This window comes from Sphingomonas sp. Leaf25, from assembly GCF_001421635.1.
Classification (GTDB): Bacteria; Pseudomonadota; Alphaproteobacteria; order Sphingomonadales; family Sphingomonadaceae; genus Sphingomonas.
Genome location: NZ_LMKU01000029.1, coordinates 1 through 17,095 on the forward strand (window position 1 = coordinate 1; position 17,095 = coordinate 17,095).

At 68.7% G+C, this 17,095-nt stretch carries 13 protein-coding genes, 1 tRNA gene and 1 riboswitch; of the genes, 4 read left to right on the forward strand and 10 right to left on the reverse strand.

Translation table 11 applies throughout. The features are described from left to right. Window positions 1-158 precede the first annotated feature (158 nt). Entirely contained in the window at window positions 159-3,557 is a 3,399-nt protein-coding gene (locus ASE78_RS11680; RefSeq protein ID WP_056497332.1) for an acyl-[ACP]--phospholipid O-acyltransferase, read from the reverse strand. A gap of 152 nt (window positions 3,558-3,709) precedes the next feature. Between ASE78_RS11680 and ASE78_RS11685 the strand changes: the two genes are divergently transcribed. Continuing rightward, window positions 3,710-4,315: a TetR/AcrR family transcriptional regulator gene (locus tag ASE78_RS11685; RefSeq protein WP_056497335.1), complete on the forward strand. Its 606-nt coding sequence runs from the start codon at window positions 3,710-3,712 to the stop codon at window positions 4,313-4,315. Here the strand turns inward: ASE78_RS11685 and ASE78_RS11690 are convergent. From ASE78_RS11690 to ASE78_RS11700, 3 genes are all read right to left on the reverse strand, one after another. Further along, window positions 4,293-5,438, reverse strand: a complete 1,146-nt coding sequence (locus ASE78_RS11690; protein ID WP_162236498.1) for an acyltransferase family protein — start codon at window positions 5,436-5,438, stop codon at window positions 4,293-4,295. The two genes, ASE78_RS11685 and ASE78_RS11690, sit on opposite strands and share 23 nt — an antisense overlap. A 98-nt stretch (window positions 5,439-5,536) precedes the next feature. Further along, on the reverse strand, window positions 5,537-6,322 hold the full coding sequence (locus ASE78_RS11695) for an acyl-CoA thioesterase (RefSeq protein WP_235515039.1): 786 nt from the start codon (window positions 6,320-6,322) through the stop codon (window positions 5,537-5,539). A gap of 105 nt (window positions 6,323-6,427) precedes the next feature. Further along, a riboswitch (cobalamin riboswitch) is annotated at window positions 6,428-6,634 on the reverse strand. A gap of 29 nt (window positions 6,635-6,663) precedes the next feature. Continuing rightward, on the reverse strand, window positions 6,664-8,181 hold the full coding sequence (locus tag ASE78_RS11700) for an amidase (RefSeq protein WP_235515040.1): 1,518 nt from the start codon (window positions 8,179-8,181) through the stop codon (window positions 6,664-6,666). Window positions 8,182-8,432: 251 nt separating this feature from the next. On the opposite strand from ASE78_RS11700, the gene ASE78_RS11705 reads away from it, so the two are divergent. Both ASE78_RS11705 and epsC read left to right on the forward strand, forming a co-directional pair. After that, on the forward strand, window positions 8,433-8,696 hold the full coding sequence (locus ASE78_RS11705; RefSeq protein WP_056497344.1) for a hypothetical protein: 264 nt from the start codon (window positions 8,433-8,435) through the stop codon (window positions 8,694-8,696). A gap of 132 nt (window positions 8,697-8,828) precedes the next feature. After that, entirely contained in the window at window positions 8,829-9,746 is a 918-nt protein-coding gene (gene epsC, locus ASE78_RS11710) for a serine O-acetyltransferase EpsC (protein WP_056497346.1), read from the forward strand. Window positions 9,747-9,750: 4 nt separating this feature from the next. Here the strand turns inward: epsC and ASE78_RS11715 are convergent, their stop codons facing one another. Genes ASE78_RS11715 through ASE78_RS11725 form a run of 3 tightly spaced genes read right to left on the reverse strand, consistent with a single transcriptional unit; the run spans window position 9,751 to window position 12,800 of the window. Next, a complete protein-coding gene (locus tag ASE78_RS11715) occupies window positions 9,751-10,542 on the reverse strand; it encodes a phosphate/phosphite/phosphonate ABC transporter substrate-binding protein (RefSeq protein WP_162236499.1) in 792 nt (263 codons plus the stop codon). Next, window positions 10,535-11,392 (reverse strand): fatty acid desaturase, encoded by an 858-nt coding sequence (locus ASE78_RS11720; protein WP_056497354.1) that lies wholly within the window; start codon window positions 11,390-11,392, stop codon window positions 10,535-10,537. Before ASE78_RS11720 ends, ASE78_RS11715 begins: the two co-directional genes overlap by 8 nt. 40 nt (window positions 11,393-11,432) lie before the next feature. Continuing rightward, window positions 11,433-12,800: an FAD/NAD(P)-binding protein gene (locus tag ASE78_RS11725; RefSeq protein WP_056497357.1), complete on the reverse strand. Its 1,368-nt coding sequence runs from the start codon at window positions 12,798-12,800 to the stop codon at window positions 11,433-11,435. A 96-nt stretch (window positions 12,801-12,896) separates the two neighbouring features. On the opposite strand from ASE78_RS11725, the gene nhaA reads away from it, so the two are divergent. After that, window positions 12,897-14,051, forward strand: a complete 1,155-nt coding sequence (nhaA, locus tag ASE78_RS11730; protein WP_056497360.1) for a Na+/H+ antiporter NhaA — start codon at window positions 12,897-12,899, stop codon at window positions 14,049-14,051. Window positions 14,052-14,055: 4 nt separating this feature from the next. Here the strand turns inward: nhaA and ASE78_RS11735 are convergent, their stop codons facing one another. The 3 genes from ASE78_RS11735 to ASE78_RS11745 all read right to left on the reverse strand — a co-directional run bounded on the left by ASE78_RS11735 (window position 14,056) and on the right by ASE78_RS11745 (window position 17,075). Further along, a complete protein-coding gene (locus tag ASE78_RS11735) occupies window positions 14,056-16,410 on the reverse strand; it encodes a glycosyl hydrolase family 95 catalytic domain-containing protein (RefSeq protein ID WP_056497364.1) in 2,355 nt (784 codons plus the stop codon). Window positions 16,411-16,546: 136 nt separating this feature from the next. After that, the gene (locus ASE78_RS11740) at window positions 16,547-16,915 is read right to left on the reverse strand and encodes a PilZ domain-containing protein (RefSeq protein WP_056497367.1); all 369 of its coding nucleotides are present in this window, start codon (window positions 16,913-16,915) and stop codon (window positions 16,547-16,549) included. A gap of 75 nt (window positions 16,916-16,990) precedes the next feature. Continuing rightward, a tRNA-Leu gene (locus ASE78_RS11745) sits at window positions 16,991-17,075 on the reverse strand. Between the last annotated feature and the right edge of the window lie 20 nt (window positions 17,076-17,095).

The window sequence follows — 17,095 nt, forward strand, 5'->3', positions numbered from 1 at the left end:
CTAAGCCCACCCCGCCAAACCGTCAACAACTCTTTTCACTTTTATGGCCACTCCGTTGCAGTTCAGGGACTTGGATAAGGGTTTGCGAGGGAACCAGGCATTGGATCAGGGCGCTTGGCGACGCCCTGCCACGACGAATCAGGCGATTCCGATCCGAATCAGGGCCGTCCCGCCCCCCATTCGCCCATCGTGACATAGTCCAGCTTGCCGGTGCCAAGGACCGGCAGCGCCTCGACGATCCGCAGGTCGCGCGGGATCGCCAATTCGGCCACGCCATTCGCCCTCGCCCATTCCTGCAGCGCCGCGACGGTCGCGTCGGTGCGGGTGGTGAACAGCACCAGTTGCTCGCCCTTGCGCGGATCGGGCCGGGTGACGACCGCGTGCTCCGCGCCCGGCCATAGTTTCGCGGCATAGCCCTCGACCGCCGGGAGCGAGATCATCTCGCCGCCGATCTTGGCGAATCTTTTGGCGCGACCGTTGATCGTGACGAACCCCGCCGCGTCGATCGTGACAATATCGCCGCTGTCGTGCCAGCCGTTCTCGGGCGGTTGCAGCAGTCCCGGCGCATCCGCCTTCAGATAGCCGGCCATGATGTTCGGTCCCCGGACGAACAGCCGACCGCCCGCTGCGATCCCCGGAACCGGATCGATCCTCGCTTCCATGCCGGGGAGCAGCCGGCCGACGCTGCCCGCCTTGAAGTGCATCGGCGTGTTGACCGCGATCACCGGCGCCGCCTCGGTCGCGCCATAGCCTTCGAGGATGCGCAGACCGAATTTTTCGGCATAGGTCGCGCGAGTTTCGGGGCGCACCCGCTCGGCCCCGGCAAAGATGTAGCGCAGCGAATAGAAATCATAGCCGTGCGCCATCCGCGCATAGCCCGACAGGAAGGTATCGGTGCCGAACAGGATCGTCGCATTGGCGTCATAGGCAAGCGCCGGCACGATCCGGTAGTGCAGCGGACTGGGATAGAGCAGCGTCCGAACCCCCGACAGGATCGGCAGCAGCGTGCCCCCGGTCAGCCCGAAGCTGTGGAATACCGGCAGCGCGTTCAGCACCACGTCGCTCGAGTTGAAATCGATCCGCGCCGAGAGCTGGAGACAGTTGGCGAGCAGGTTGCGATGGGTCAGCACCACGCCCTTGGGCAGCCCTTCCGATCCGCTGGTGAACAGGATCACCGCCGGCGCGTCGGGCGATACCCGGTAGCGGCGATGACGCTGTCCCGCCCAGCGCGCGGCGATCAGCGCGCGCAGTTTGGCAAGCCGGCCGATGCTAGCACCGACATCCTCAAGATAGAGAATCCGCAGTCCCTCCGCCTCGAGTCCGGCAAGCATTTCGGACAGCTTGGCCTGAGTGACGAAGGCCCGCGCGGTGACGATCGTGCGCACCTCCGCCGCGGTGCAGGCCGCGCGCAGACTGGCGAGGCCGGCGGTATAATTGAGCATCGCCGGCACCCGGCCGATCCCCTGTAGCGCGAAGAAGCTCGCCACCACCGCGTTGACGTTGGGCAGCAACAGTCCGACCGCCTCGCCCGGCACGGTGATCGGCGCGAACGCCCGGCCCAGCGCGATGCTGCCGGTCAGCAACCGGCCGTAGCTAACGGACTCGCGCTTCACATCCTCGACGATCGGGGTACGGCTGCCGTGGATGTCGCTCGCGTCGACCAGCGCCTGATAGAGCGTGCGATCGGTGTCGGACGTGGCGAAGATCATGTCGCTCATCACGTCGTAGAGCTTCGCCCCCGCCGCCGCACGACGCTGGCGGGCAGTGTCGCCCGTTACCTCGAACCGGCGCGGTGGCAGGATCGTCAGGTCGATCTTGGGGAAGGTCCTGAGCCGCACCTTGCCCTTCAGCCGCGAGAACGGGGTATATTGCGCGCCGGCGATCCGCACCGGCACGATCGGCGCGTCGCTCTTGTCGGCGACCATGCCGGGGCCGTCGAACACCTTCATCAACGCGCCGGTCACGGTGATGCGGCCTTCGGGAAAGATCACCAAGGTCCGCCCCTCGCGCACTGCCTTCACCATCGCCTTGGCCGCCATCGGGTTGGTCGGATCGACCGGAAAGGCATCGAACAGGCCAAGGAACGGCCGGACCCACCATGCCCTGGCGATGCGGGTGGCGACCGCGAAGGTCGGTTTGCCCGGCAGGAACGCGGCGAGCAGCAATCCGTCGAGGAACGAGACGTGGTTGACGACCACCACCGCCCGCTCGCCGGGGCGCGGCATGTTCTCCTGCCCATGCACGTCGACGCGGTAGAGCAGCACCAGCAGCGCCCGGATCAACGCCTTGAACACCGTTTCGGGCAGCAGCCAGCACGAGATCAACGCCACCGCCAGCGTCGCGAACCCCATCGCACCGATGACTCCCGGCACCGACGTGCCCGAGGCGAGCAGGCCGGTGACGACCCCGACCATCGCGACGGTGACGATCGCGTTGACGATGTTGTTCGCCGCGATCACCCGCGAGCGTTCGGCGGGTTCGCTGTGGACCTGCAGGATGGCATAGAGCGGCACGATGAACACCCCACCCGACTGTGCGATGCCCGCCAGCGCGACAAGGATATGCCAACTGCCCGGTGTGGTGAGAAACGCCGGCACGTCCGCGCCCGCCACGCCCGGCGCGAAGCCGCGCGTCGCGATCCACAGGTCGATCAGGAACACCGCCATGCCCAGCGCCGCCGCCGGAACGTAGCGCGCCGACACTTCGCCGCCGAGCAGCTTGTTGACGACCAGCGAACCAGTCGCGACCGACACCGAGAACACCAGCAGGAACAGTGTCACCACCCCTGCCCCGGCGTGCAGCGTGCCGCTGACCAGCGGTGCGAATTCGGACAGCAGGATCGCGCCGATCGCGAAGAACCAGCTAATGCCGAGGATCGCCAGCCACAACCCGCGCCCGGCCCGCGCGACCGACAGGATGTCCCAGGTGCCACGCCACAGGTTGCGGTCGATCCGCACCCCCGGCGCCTGCGACGGCGCGGACGGAACGGCAAGGCTGACGAGGAAGCCAAGCACGGCGATGCCGACCGCCACCAGGCCCGCCTCCCATGCCGGAAGGATGCCGCCGAGCAATTGCCCGCCGAGGATGGCGAGGAACGTCCCCGCCTCGATCAGCCCAGTGCCGCCCATCAGTTCGTGGCTGCCGAGCTGTTGCGGCAGGATCGAATATTTGACCGGTCCGAACAGCGTCGAATGCACCCCCATCAGGAACAGGCAGGTCAGCAGCACCGGCACCGACTGAAACCAGAAGCCGGCCAGCGCCAGCGTCATGATCCCGATCTCCGCCGCCTTGATCCAGCGGATCAGCCGCGCCTTGTCCCATTTGTCGGCCAACTGCCCGGCCAGCGCCGACAGCAGAAAATAGGGCAGGATGAACAGCCCGGTCGCCACCGTCGCCAGCAGCTCCGCCTTGTCGGGCGCGGCGCGGTACAGCGTGAAATTGGCCAGGAACAGCAGCGCGAACTTCAACAGATTGTCGTTGAACGCGCCAAGGAACTGGACGGCAAACAACGGTGCGAAGCGGCGCTTGCCCAGCAGCGACAGATCAGGTGCGGACATGATCGAAAGCTCCCTCGAACGTGAGCGATAGCGGCAAAAGCTTAACGGGACCGGCCGGGCCGACCCGATTACGAGTCGCGATCATAATGATAAATGAGCATCGCTCAATATAATAATTGGACGGCGCTCAATTTTAGTTTTAGGGAGGGGACATGGGCCGCCGATCCGATCATAGCCGCAGCGAACTCGAAACCCTGATCCTCGACGCCGGGGCTGGCCTTGTCGCCGAAGTGGGGTTGAGCGGCTTTTCGGCACGCGAGGTGGCGCGGCGGATCGGCTATTCGATCGGCACGATCCACAATGTCCACGGCACCGCCGACCGGCTGATCGCGGCGATCAATACCCGCAGCTTCGGGCTGTGGGCGGCGTATCTGGAGGAACGGCTGGCGGCTGGCGATGGCGACCGGATCGCGGCGCTGGTCGACGGCTATTTCGGCTTCGCGCGCGACCACACCCATTTGTGGACGGCGATCTACGACCACCGCCTGCCGCCCGACATGAACCTGACCGAAGCGGATGAGACCGGGCGCGGCCTGCTCACCAAGATCGTCGTGCAGGAGGTCGCCGGAGCACTCGGCCGGCCGATCGACGATACGGTGGCAGCCCTTGCCCGCTCGCTGATCGCCACCGTTCACGGCCACTGTGCCTTCGCGATCAGCGGCGCATGGGAATTGATGGGCGAGGCCGCACCCGAAGCCGCCGCGCTGGCGCGCGTGCGCGAAACGCTGGCGGCGTTCAGGCCATCGCCTTCCCGTTGAACAGGAAACCCAGCAATCGCGAACGGCCGATGACCGCCCAGTGGAGCAAGAGGCACGTCGCATAGGCGATGACGATCACCGCCAGCCACTTCGCCACGTTGGCGACAGGCAGTCTGGCGATATAAAACCCCAGTGCCGCAATGACCGCGACGTGGAAGAGATAGACGGTGTAGGACGCATCCGACAGGAAGCCGATCGTCCTCGACGGGCGGTTGCCCCAGCGCGCGAACGCCCACAGCAGCGCGGTGCAGATCTGGAACCCGGCAAAGCCCTTCACCAGAAATTCTACGCTTTCACCGCCCACGACGCCGAAGCGCAAGCGGATGGTCTGGTCCAGATACACCGCCAGCGCGAGCAGCAGCACCGCGAGCGTGGCGGGAATCGGGTGGAAGCTGTGCATTGTCCGGTAGATCGCCGGTTTCCGGCAGGCGAGTATGCCGAGCAGGAACCAGCCGCTGAACACCCATGTTTCCTGCACGATGAAGTTGAACGGTCCGCCGGTCAGCACCGGCTCGGTAAGCAGCAGATGGGCGATCCTGCCCGCCACGAACAGCAGCGTCATGACGCCCGAAAGGATCAGGTTCGCGCGCCAGCCTTCGGGATCGGGGAAGGCGCGGGCGATCAGGTTTCGCATCACCGCGCTGTCGGCCAGCCGCAGGAACGCCGCCGAGGTCAGGCAGTAGAACAGCACGACGATCAGGAACCACAAATGGCTGTGCCACGCCACGAACGGAGGAACCGGTCCCCAGTCGAAGCCGGCGGTGTTCCATGCCGGGGCTGCGAACACGATGTCTGACAGCGTGCGCGGCGCCCCGAACAGGTTGATGAAATAATAGCGTTCGATCCAGCTCACCGTCAGGAGGATCATGACGGCGGGTACGCCGAAGCGGATCGCCCGCTCGCGCAGCACCACCCCGGTCGGCCGCTTGCCCAGCAGCAACGCCATGAAGAAGCCGGCGATGAACACGAACAAGCTCATGCGGAACGCGCCCGACAGGATGGCGACGATCCGCGCCGGCGCGCAGGGCGCGACCAGTCCCGCGTGGAGCGGAACGCCGATGCTCATGATGAGCGCGCGCAGCGTATCGAAATGATGCAGCCGGCCGGCAACAGGCAATGTCACGGTCGAATCCCCCGAGCCCCAAGCGATCCCGCCCCCGGCGCGCTTCGCCGCCATCCATAGGCGGCGATCGCGGACAAGGATAGTTGCCGCCCGGCCCGTCAACGCCCCGGAAACGGCGTCGCCCGGCCATCCCCGTCGACGCTGACCATCGTGAACAGTGCGGTGGCGGCGTGCCGCCTTGCCCCGGTCAGCAGGTCCTCGGCGGCGAGGTCGACGCCGATCCGTACTGAACTGCGCCCCGCCATCCGCACCTGCGCGCTCAGCTCGACCATTTCGCCCTCGCGGATCGGCGAGGTGAAATCGATCCGGTCCGATGCCGCCATCACCATCACCCCGCGCGCATGGCGGGTCGAGGCAATGAACGCCGCCTTGCCCATCATTTTCAGCGCATCGCCGCCATACAGCGTGCCGTAATGGCTGGTCTGCGTGGGGAATACGATGTCGACCATGCGCAGCACGTCGGCCGGTTCCTCGTCATACGCCGGCACCGGCGGCAACGGCAGGCGAACCCCGCCACCCTTCACCGCGACCAGCGTGAAGCGCCCGCGCGTACACAGCCGCCGCTCACCCGACACCGGCGCCTCGGCGACCAGCTCGACCTCGACGTCGAGCGAACTGGTGCCGACCCGCACGACCCGCCCGGTCACTTCCACGATGTCGCCGTGGCGGGCGGGCTGCGCGAAATCGATCTTCTGCGACGATGCGGTGACGAACGACGCGCGGCCATGGCGCGAGGCGGCGAGGAACGCGACCTTATCCATATGCGCCAGCGCCACCCCGCCGAACAGCGTGCCGTGATGGTTGGTATCGCCGGGAAAGACGATGTCGACCAGCCGGACGGGGCTGGCCGGCGGTTGCAGGTCGAAGGATGGGGTGTCGGTCACGGGCGTTCTCGATACTGGAGCGGAGACGCGGACCGGACGCGATGCGATACCGCCGGACACACCGACGGCGGGCGATGACGCGACCCGACCGGGCACCCCGCCGGTGAGTGGTATGGCGCCCAAGGCAGGTCTCCTGGCTCGCGGGTCGGTGCGGAGCGACCCGGCCTTCCCAGCACGCGAGGCACCAGTGACACGCAGGGGGTCGTCCACTCGCCGCTTACAGTTGCGGGGGCAGCGCCGGCATCGCACCGGCTTCCCGTCTTAGCTCCGCCCGGCGACGCCGGCCGAAGAACCTCGAACCCCCTGCCCTTCGGCCGGTGCGTCCCCCGCGTCAACCGCGATCAGTCGCGCGCCGTCCCCGGATTGTCGGGCACATGCTCGGCATAGGTCGGCGCGACCCGCGCGGCGGCGGCCTGTTCATAGGCATAGCCCGCGCCGATCAGCAGCGCATCGCTGTTCGCCGTTCCGATGAACGACAGCCCGACCGGCAGGCCAAGCGCCAGCCCCATCGGCACCGTCAGATGCGGATAGCCCGACATCGCCGGCAACTGGCTGGCCGACGGGCCGGAGAACTGGTCGCCGTTCACCGGGTCCGACAGCCATGGCAGCCCATAGGTCGGCGACACGATCGCCTGCGCGCTCGCCGCCGTCAGCACGCCGTCGATCGCGCCCGCCGCCCGCGCCTGCCCATCGCTGCGCGCTTTGCGATAGGCGGGATCGTCCAGCCCCGGCATCGCCTGCGCCGCGACGAACAGCTCCTGCCCGAAATAGCGATGCTCGCGTGGCGCTTCGCGTTCGTTGAAGGCGATCACGTCGGCCAGCGTCCGGGTCCGCACACTCGCCGGGGTCGTCGCCAGATAGGCGTCGAGGTCGGCCTTCAACTCGGCCTTGAGCACCGTCAGCTCCTGCTCGCCCAGTCCCGGCAGGTCGGGCAGCGTCGCCTCCACCAGCACCGCGCCCGCGCCGCGCAGGCAACCGAGCGCACGGTCATAGGCGTCGGCCAGCGCCTTGGGCATCGCCGGGCGCAACACCGCGATCCGCATGCCGCGCAGCGCGCCCGCCGACAGGCCGGCGGCATAGTCGCGCCGCCGGGTGTCGGCACTCTGCGTCGCCGGGTCGGCGGGGTCGCTGCCAGCCATCGCGGTCATCAGCAGCGCCACGTCGCGCACGCTGCGTCCCATCGGCCCTGGCGTATCCTGGCTATGGCTGATCGGCACGACATGCGTCCGGCTGACGAGGCCGATCGTCGGTTTCAGCCCGACCAGCCCGTTCATCGCCGAGGGACAGACGACCGACCCGTCGGTTTCGGTGCCCACCCCGATCGCCGCGAAACTGGCGGCGATCGCCGCGCCGGTGCCCGACGACGACCCGCACGACGTCCGATCGAGCGCATAGGGATTGCGCACAAGACCGCCGACCGCGCTCCACCCGCTCATCGAGGCGTTCGAGCGGATGTTGGCCCATTCCGACAGGTTGGTCTTGCCGAGGATCACCGCGCCCGCCGCGCGCAGCCGCGCGACGACCGGCGCATCGCGCCCGGTGCGATTGTCGGCGAGCGCGAGGCTGCCGGCCGTCGTCGCATTCTCGCGCGTCTCGATATTGTCCTTGATGAGCACCGGTATACCGTGGAGCGGTCCACGGACCTGCCCGGCGCGCCGCTCGGCATCGCGGGCGCGCGCCTCGGCGACTGCCTGCGGGTTGATCGCGATCACCGCGCGCAGGCTCGGCCCCTTGCGGTTCATCGCCTCGATCCGCGTCAGATAGGCGCGGGTCAGCGCCTCGGCGGTGGTGCGGCCGGCGGCCATGTCGTCCGCCAGCGCGGAGGCGCTACGTTCCTCTACCCGGTCCGTTTGCGCCATTGCCGGGGCAGCCACCAATAACCCGAATAGTACCGCGGCCTTGCGCATATCGATCCCCGTCCAGCCATCATCGTCGGCGAGTGTCGGCCAAGCCAGCATTCTTGTCACGTCGCCTAAAGATAAACATTATCCCACTAAACGAATGGGAATAGTGCCATCGTCCGCCAGCCGGCTAGGATAGCCCTACCGCCAGCAAAGGCGGCTCGCGACGCCGGGGGCGACCGCGACCGGCGAATTTCGGGAGAAGCAGGTTGAAGACCATCGTTGCAGCATTCGGACTGGTTCTGGCGGCGGGCGTCGCCGGGTGTTCGGGATCAAACGGCGTCGACAATTCGGTCGCCGAAACCAACCTGACGACCATCGACGAGCTGCCGGCGAAGGATGCGGCCTTCGGCAATGACGCCGCGCTGCTGAACGACACCGCTTATGGCAACGCCGGCGAGCCGCTCGAAGGCGCCGGGCTGAACGCTGCCGACCCGATCGGCAATGCGATCGAGAACGGCGCCGGCCTCTGATTTCGGCGGCGGCCGCCCACGGCCGCCCGCCACCGTCAACGCTCTGGTGAGGCTCCCTAAGCGACCAAGCGTAGCCTCAAGGCCGGGCGATCCGTCGCCCGGCCGCTTTGTATCGGACGAAGGGGATGCCCGATGACCGCCGATGCCGATCATACCCAAGCGGTGCAACAGGCAGTGCGCGCGCTGTCCGCCGCGCGGGCGGCATGGCGGCATGCCCAGCCGAGCCGCCCCGCCCCGGCACGCTTTCCCTCGCGGGGTCCACTGGCGCGCGCGGTATCGCTGCTCGCCGACGCGCTGTTCCCGGCGCGGATCGGCCGGTTTCGCGGCGATGCGGCGGACGAGGACGCCTTCGTCGCCGACCGGATCGGCGAGGCGCTGCACCTGATCGAAGACGAGATCGCACAGGAACTGGCCTATTGGCACGACGTGCAGGGGCTGGTCGCCGGGGCGGACCGGCCGCGCCAGATCGTCCGGCTGTTCGCCGGCACGCTGTCGCGCATCCGCTCGCTGCTCGATACCGATGTCGCGGCGATCTTTCGCGGCGATCCGGCGGCGCGCAGCGTCGATGAAATCCTGATCTGCTATCCCGGCGCCACCGCGATCCTGCACCACCGGATCGCGCATGAACTCGATTCGCTGGGCGCGCCGATCGTCGCGCGGATCGTGTCCGAACTCGCCAACGAACGCACGGGAATCGACATCCATCCGGGCGCGACGATCGGCCCCAGCTTCTTCATCGACCATGGCACCGGCGTGGTGATCGGCGAGACGGCGGTGATCGGCGCGCGCGTCCGCCTCTATCAGCATGTGACGCTGGGCGGGCGCGGACGGCGCGCCAACGGCCACGAACCCGAACGCGGCCCGCATGGCGAACGCGAGGCGCGCCATCCGATCATCGGCGACGACGTGCTGATCTATGCCGGGGCGACGATTCTGGGGAGGGTGCGGATCGGCGACGGCACAGTGATCGGCGGCAACGTGTGGCTGCTGAGCGACGTACCGCCGCGCAGTCTGGTACTGCAACCCGAAGCGGTCGTGGCACCGCGCTGACGCTTCAGGCGAGGACCGGGTAGCCCGCCGCCCGCGCGGCGGCGTCCTGTGCCAGAATATGCTCGCGCAGACCGGGCCGGCTCGCGACCAGACCGGTGATGCCCAGTTCCTCCGGCGCGTCGGCCACCGCCCGTTCGAGCGCGATCCGCAGCCGGGCGACGACCTCGATCGGCGTCGCGGCGGCGGTGACGAACGCCGGGGTCGCGGCCGGCGCGCTGCGGGCAAGCACGCGCAATCGTCCGGTCAGTTCGGGTTCGAACCGGGCGAGCGCGGCGAACGTCACTTCATCGATCGATGCGACATCCGCCTCTTCGTTCGCGACCGCCCGCGCGCTCTCGCGATGCGCCCCGGTCGTCACGATATCGCCGAAGAACCGCCCGCCCGACGCCAGCGGCGCGACCGCATCGCGCAGCAGCGCCACGCCGGTATTCGACCCCGCATCGTTGATCGCCACCCGCCGCCCGCGCAGATCGGCCAGCCCGGTCGCGGGATCGCCCTGCCGCACCACGATCAGGCTGCGGTGTTCCCCCGCGACCTCGGTCCCGGCATAGGCCGGATGGCCGAGCAGGCGCAGTCCACTATGCTCCAGCGCCCATGGCCGGGTGCAGATCATGCCGAGCAACAGCCGGGGATGGCCCCACACCGCCGCCGTCACCACCCCGCGCGTCAATGTCGCCGGCACCACCCGCCGCACGCCGACATCGCGCAGGTGATCGCGGATCGTCGCCCACAAGCGATCGTTCGCCGCCTGCTGTCCGCCATGGTCGTACATGCCGAGCCATGCGATCTCATCCACGGGGATGGCGCACCGCGTCATGGGCATGGAACGCGAACCGGCGGATCACGTCGCGATAGCCGCGATAGCGCGGCTCGCCCCGTCCGTGACGCCGCGCCTCCACGGCGGGCAGGCGATACCACGGTGCGCCCGGATCGGCATGATGCGCGGCATGAAGATTGTTGTTGAGGAACAGCAGGGCCAGCGGCCCGCGCGACACCACCGTCGCCGCGCGCGACGGCCCCGGCGCATCAGCACGGTGTTCGGCATAGCCGCGCAGCAAAGACGCCGCCTGCCCCGGCAGCACGAAACAGGACAGATAGGTCAGGATCGGCAAGTCGACCACGCGCAGCCACGCCAGCACCAGCGCGACGCCGATCAGATGCGGCCCCCATTCGCGCGCGAACGCCGCCGGCTGCCGCCAAGCCCGCGCGGCTTCGTCGGCGAGGAACAGCACGATGCTGGCGACCGGTCCGACGATCATCTGCCCGACCAGCGTCGACCGAACCCGCGCGACCCACGCGGTCCACCCCGCCCCCGTCGCGACATAGCGCGACTCCGGGTCAAGCCGGGGATGCGTCGGCTCGGCCGAACGGTGATGCGCGACATGCGTCCGACGGTACACGCCATAGGGCAGCCACAGCGACAGCGGCACGCCGCCGATCAGGTCATTGACTGGGCGATAGCGGGTCGGATGGCCGTGGATCGTCTCGTGCTGCAACGATCCGTGCCAGCCGAGGAACCAGCCGCCCGCCAGCATCAGCAGCGGCACCGGCAGCAGCGCATGCGCCGCCGTCACCGCCATCCATCCGCCATAGATCGCCACCGCCAGTGCGAGCGTCGGCCATTCGATCCCAGTCGTCCGTTTCATATTCCCACCATATCGATGGGATAAATAATGACAACCCCTGCTACAGCCCCTCGCCGCCGACCCAGTGGGTGTTCGCGAGGCTTCGGGCGAGCGTCCAGCACTGGACGCGAATGTCGGGGATCGCGACGACTTCCCACCACATGCCGCGCGTCATCGGGCCGATCGCGTGCAGGGTCGGGGTGGCGCTGCCGTCCGCGCCGATCGTCCGGGTGGCGGCATCGACATCGATGCCGAGGTGGCAGGCATCGGGCCGGATCAGCCCCGCGCCGGTCAGTTGTTCGAGCAACGGCTCGCGGCTGCGCGACAGATCGCCCTGCGGCCCGGTGCAGTTGACGATCCGGGCATAGCGCGCCGTCTCAACCGTATCGCGCCCGCGCGGGCGATGGCGGACCAGCGCGGCATCGCCCGCGCCCGTCACCTCGACCAGCTTGCCCGCCGCGAACCGCAACCGGCCGGCGGCGACCATCGCGTCGATCCGCGCACCGACCGCCGGGGCCAGCCGATGGCGATGCACGTCCCAGAACGGCCGCAGGTGGCGCAGGAACCGTCGCCGTTCGGCCCCGTCCGCCCCCGACCATAGCAATTGCGTCACCGGCCGCAGCGCATCGACCGCGCCGCGCCAGCCGTCGCCTGCCGCCGCCTGTCGCACCTCGCGGACCAGCGCGGAGACGCTGCGCGCCGGCTTTTCGCTACGCGGTGCCACCGGCGGCTGGGAATCGTCGTGCGGGCGCGGGCGCAGGCCCCGGCGCGACATGGCGGTGATGCGCCCCGCGAACCCGCGCCTTTCGAGCAGCAGCGCGGCGTCGACGGCGGTCAGCCCCGATCCCAGCAACAGCACCGCATCATCGGCCGACAGGCCGTCGGCGATGTCGCCCGCCCATGGATCGTCGCGATAGACCCCGGCCGGCAGCGCGGCGAGATCGATCCCCGCCGGCGGATGCGGCGGCAGGTTGCCGAGCGCCAGCACCGCGCGGTCGAAGCCTTCTTCACGCCCGTCGGCGAAACGCGCGGTCACGCCGCCGTTGCCTTCCGTCAGCGCGACGACCTCATCGGCAATCAGCGTCAGCCGATCGCCCGCCACCGCCTTCGCATCGGTGAGCAGGCTGCGAAGATACGCGCCATAGACCGTCCGGCGCACGAAGCTGCGCCCGTCGCCCAGCCCCGCCTGCCCCAGCCAGCGGACGAAATGATCGCAATCGTCGGGAAAGGCGCTCATGTTCGCCGCGCGCACGTTGAGCAGATGGCTGTCGTCCGCCGCGCTATAGGCGACGCCGCGCGCCAGTTGCCCTGGCCGGCGCTCGACCAGCGTCACCCGTGGCCCCTCCTGCCGCAACAGATTGACGGCGAGCAACGTGCCCGAGGCACCGCCGCCGACGATCAGGACATGGGGGTCGGGCAAGGTCATCATCGGCCTCCGGCACGGCGGGTGGTCCGGCGGCTATAGGCGAAGCGGGCGGCAGCGGGCAAAGGGGCAGCGACCGCCCCGAACGCGAGTGTAAGCCTGATGTCCTCCCCGTCGCCATCCTCGCGGCCGCGCCGTGCCACCCGCGCGATCCGCCGCTTCTTCGCCGGACAGGCCGCCGGGGGGCTGGTGCTGCTCGGCGCGGCGGTGCTGGCGCTGCTCGTCGCCAATTCGCCGGCCGCCCCGGCCTATTTCGCGGGACTGGAAGCGCATGTCGGGCCGCTCAGCATCCGCCACTGGATCGACGACGGGCTGATGACGCTGTTCTTCCTGCTGATCGGGCTGGAGGTAAAGCGCGAGCTGATCGCCGGACAATTGTCGGCATGGGACCAGCGTATCCTGCCCGGTGCGGCGGCGGTGGCGGGCATGGCGGTGCCGGCCCTCCTCTACAGCGCGATCAACGCCGGCACCCCGGCGCTGCGCGGCTGGGCGATTCCGGCGGCGACCGACATCGCCTTCGCGCTCGGCATCGTTGCGCTGCTCGGACCGCGCGTACCGCTGTCGCTCAAGGTGCTGCTGACCGCGATCGCGGTGATCGACGACCTGCTGGCGATCGTCGTCATCGCCGTCTTCTATACCGAATCGATCGCGGTCGTGCCGCTCGCGCTGGCGATCGTCGGGCTGGCGATCCTGCTTGGTTTCAACCGGATGGGCGTCCGCTCGCTCGCCCCCTATCTGCTGGTCGGGGCCGGGGTGTGGGTCGCGGTGCTGCTGTCGGGCGTCCATGCGACGCTGGCCGGAGTCGCGGTGGCGCTGACGATTCCGCTGCGCGGGGCTGGCGAGACGCCGCCGCTCGAACGGCTGGAACATGCGATCCAGCCATGGGTCGCCTTTGCCATCGTGCCGCTGTTCGGCTTCGCCAACGCCGGCGTGTCGTTCGCCGGGACCGGCCCCGCCGATCTCATCGCGCCGCTGCCGCTCGGGATCATGGCCGGGCTGTTCCTCGGCAAGCAGGCGGGCATCTTCGCCACCGTCTGGGCGATGGTGCGCCTCGGCCTGACGACCATGCCCGACCATGCGGGCTGGCGACAGGTGTGGGGCATGGCCGCGCTGTGCGGGATCGGCTTCACCATGAGCCTGTTCATCGGCGGCCTCGCCTTTGGCGAAGGGCCGGTGATGGACGCGGTCAGGATCGGCGTGCTCGGCGGCTCGCTGCTGTCCGGGCTGGTCGGCTGGGCGATCCTCGCGCGGCGGTGAAGGATCAGGCCGGACGCAAATCCGGCCCGACCAGCCGCAGCGGCCGACCAGCGACCAGCGTCACCGGCCGGCGGACGTTGCCGAGGATCAGCGTGCGCGTACCCGCGCGGTCGGGTCGCAAGGTCGCCTCGACCAGCCGCCCGCCCTGCCAGCGCAGATCGACGCCGCACCCGCCCCGCGCGCGCAGCCCTGCGATCCGGCCGCCGCTCCACGCGCCGGGCAGCGCCGGCAACAGGCGGATGGTGTCGCCCTCGCTCTGCATCAGCATCTCGCCGATCGCGCGCGCCCCGCCGAAATTGCCGTCGATCTGGAATGGGGGATGGGCGTCGAACATGTTGGGATAGGTCCGCTCCGGCCCGAGCAGGAAGCGCAGGATGCGATGCGCATGCTCGCCGTCGCGCAGCCGCGCCCACAGGTTGATGCGCCACGCCGTCGCCCAGCCGGTCGCCTCGTCGCCGCGCACTTCCAAAGACTTGCGCGCGGCAGCGGCCAGCGCCGGGGTGCGGTCGAGCGAGATCTGGTCGCTCGGGAACAGCGCATAGAGATGCGATACATGGCGATGGTTCTGTTCGGGCGCAGTCGCGTCCCAATCGGCCTGCCATTCCTGCAACTGGCCCTGCGCGCCGATCCGGTCGGGGGCGAGGCGGGCGCGCGCCGCCGTCAGTTCGCGGACGAAACCGGCGTCGATCTTCAGGATTCCGGCGGCTTGCATGGTCTGGGCGAACAGGTCGCGCAGGATCTGCTGGTCCATCGCCGGCCCTTCACAGATCGCGATACCGGGGCGATGTTCGTTCTCGGGCGAGAGCGACGGGCTGGTCATCAGGCTGCCCGTCGCCGGATCGGTGACGAGCGTGTCGAGGAAAAAGCGGCACGCCCCGGCCATTACCGGATAGACATCGCGCAGGAACGCGGTGTCGCGGTGATAGTCGTAATGCTCCCACAAATGGGTACACAGCCATGCCCCGCCGGTCGGCCACATGCCCCATTTCGCGCCGTCGACCGGTGCGGTCGACCGCCACAGATCGGTATTGTGATGCACCACCCATCCGCGCGCGCCATACATCTCGCGCGCGGTCGTGGCACCGGTGATCGCGAGGTCCTTGAGCATCGCGACGAGCGGCTGCACGCATTCGCCCAGCGCTAGCGGCTGGGCCGGCCAGTAATTCATCTGGGTATTGATATTGATCGTGAATTTGCAGCCCCATGGCGGATCGACGCTGTCGTTCCAGATGCCTTGCAGATTGCCCGGCTGGGTGCCGGCGCGCGACGAGGTGATGAGCAGGTAGCGCGCATAGTTGAAGTACAGCGCCGCCAGCCCCGGATCGTCGGCGGTCACGCCGGCGACGATCCGCCGGTCAGTCGGCACGTCGGCGCCCGCGTTGTCGCCGAGGTCGATCGAGACGCGACGGTAGAGGCGCTGGTGGCTGGTCGCGGCATCGGCGGCGATGCGGTCGAACGGGCGGGCCGCCGCCTTTGCGATCTGTCGTTCGACGATCGCCACCGGGTCGGCGGTGATGTCATCGAAGCGGCGGTAGCTGGTCGCCATCGCGATCAGGATCGTGACGCTGTCGGCGCCGCGCACCTGGACGGCATCGCCGACCGACTGCATCGCCCCGCCCGAGGGCAGCACGCGGACCAGCGTCGCGAACCGCAGCGCGCCGGGGATTCCTTCGGCCGCCCGCCCTTTGCCAATCATGCGCAACCCGTTGTTCTGCGCGGTGATCTCGGCGGATTGCGGCGTGGTGAGTGCGATGTCGAGGTCGAGTGCTCCCTTGCGGGCGGCACTCACGCGAACGGCGATCACCTGATCGTCGGGCGATGCCACCACGTCGCGCCAATAGGCCACGTCACCGGCGATGAACCGGGTGGTGCAGCGCGCGGTGTCGAGGTCGAGCGCGCGCTGATAGTCGCGCACCGCGCCGAGACCGGGTATGGTCAGCAGCAGGTCGCCGATCGTCTGATACGGCATCTGCTTGATCGGCACGCCCATCAGGTCGCTCTGCGCCAATGCCTGCGCTTCGGCATAGCGTCCGGCGGCGATCAGGCGGCGGACTTCGGGCAGGGATGCTTTTGCCTTGGGATTCAGCGGGTTGTGCGGACCGCCGGCATAAAAGGTGTCCTCGTTCAGTTGCAGCCGTTCGCGCGCCGTCCCGCCGAACACCATCGCGCCCAGCCGGCCGTTGCCGACCGGCAGCGCCTCGGTCCACTTCACGGCGGGGGCGGTGTACCACAGCCGGTCGGGACGTAGCGGCGGTACGCTGGCCGAGACGACATCGGGCAGCGCCAGTGCCGCCGACGCGGCGAGCGAGGCTTCCAGCATGGCCCGGCGGGTCAGTCCGCCTGTATGATCGTCCGTCATCCCGCCATCTCCCCGCTGTTTTGACAGACCCTATTTATCTGACCACGGAAGGTCAAATCCGGCATCACATAAGGATATAACAAAGCCTTTATATGATTTTGCCGAAAAGGATGGGATGCGGATATTCAACTGGTGGTCAGCGCGGGCGCCGCCGGTGCGGGTCGTCGAGCTGGGCCAGCCAGCCGGCCCCTGCCGGTGAGGTCTTGGCCACCGTGCCGCGGGGTTTGCGGGCCGAATCAATGTCGATGTTCGCCTTGTCGAACCGCAGCCCGGCCAGCCGATCGGTCGCCCACACCACTTCGCCGCGCAGATGGTGGAGCGTGCCCATCGACACCAGCACGCGGGCACCCGTCGCCAGTTCGGCCTCGTTGTCGATACAGGCGCCCGAGGCGGAGAGGTTGCGGACGCGGCATTCGATCGCCGCGTCGCTGGTTTCGACGAGCGCGCGCAGGATGACGCTGCTGCGGCGTTCGCGTTCAGGGACATCGTTCGCGGGATCGGTCATCGCTACGCGGTATCGCCCCGGGGGTCCTAAAGCTGCGTTAATCGCGCAGCGTAACGACCGGTATGGGTTGGGAATTGGTGCCCCTGGCCGGGCTCGAACCAGCACTCCTTGCGGAATCCGATTTTGAGTCGGACGCGTCTACCAATTTCACCACAGGGGCACGCGGGGCTCCGTTAGCAA

What these genes read in the sequence shown, in the direction of transcription:
- ASE78_RS11680 (WP_056497332.1), bottom strand. Translation starts at nt 3,557, where the DNA reads ATGTCCGCACCTGATCTGTCGCTGCTGGGCAAGCGCCGCTTCGCACCG.
- ASE78_RS11685 (WP_056497335.1), top strand. Translation starts at nt 3,710, where the DNA reads ATGGGCCGCCGATCCGATCATAGCCGCAGCGAACTCGAAACCCTGATC.
- ASE78_RS11700 (WP_235515040.1), bottom strand. Translation starts at nt 8,181, where the DNA reads ATGGCGCAAACGGACCGGGTAGAGGAACGTAGCGCCTCCGCGCTGGCG.
- epsC (WP_056497346.1), top strand. Translation starts at nt 8,829, where the DNA reads ATGACCGCCGATGCCGATCATACCCAAGCGGTGCAACAGGCAGTGCGC.
- ASE78_RS11720 (WP_056497354.1), bottom strand. Translation starts at nt 11,392, where the DNA reads ATGAAACGGACGACTGGGATCGAATGGCCGACGCTCGCACTGGCGGTG.
- ASE78_RS11725 (WP_056497357.1), bottom strand. Translation starts at nt 12,800, where the DNA reads ATGATGACCTTGCCCGACCCCCATGTCCTGATCGTCGGCGGCGGTGCC.
- nhaA (WP_056497360.1), top strand. Translation starts at nt 12,897, where the DNA reads ATGTCCTCCCCGTCGCCATCCTCGCGGCCGCGCCGTGCCACCCGCGCG.
- ASE78_RS11735 (WP_056497364.1), bottom strand. Translation starts at nt 16,410, where the DNA reads ATGACGGACGATCATACAGGCGGACTGACCCGCCGGGCCATGCTGGAA.
- ASE78_RS11740 (WP_056497367.1), bottom strand. Translation starts at nt 16,915, where the DNA reads ATGACCGATCCCGCGAACGATGTCCCTGAACGCGAACGCCGCAGCAGC.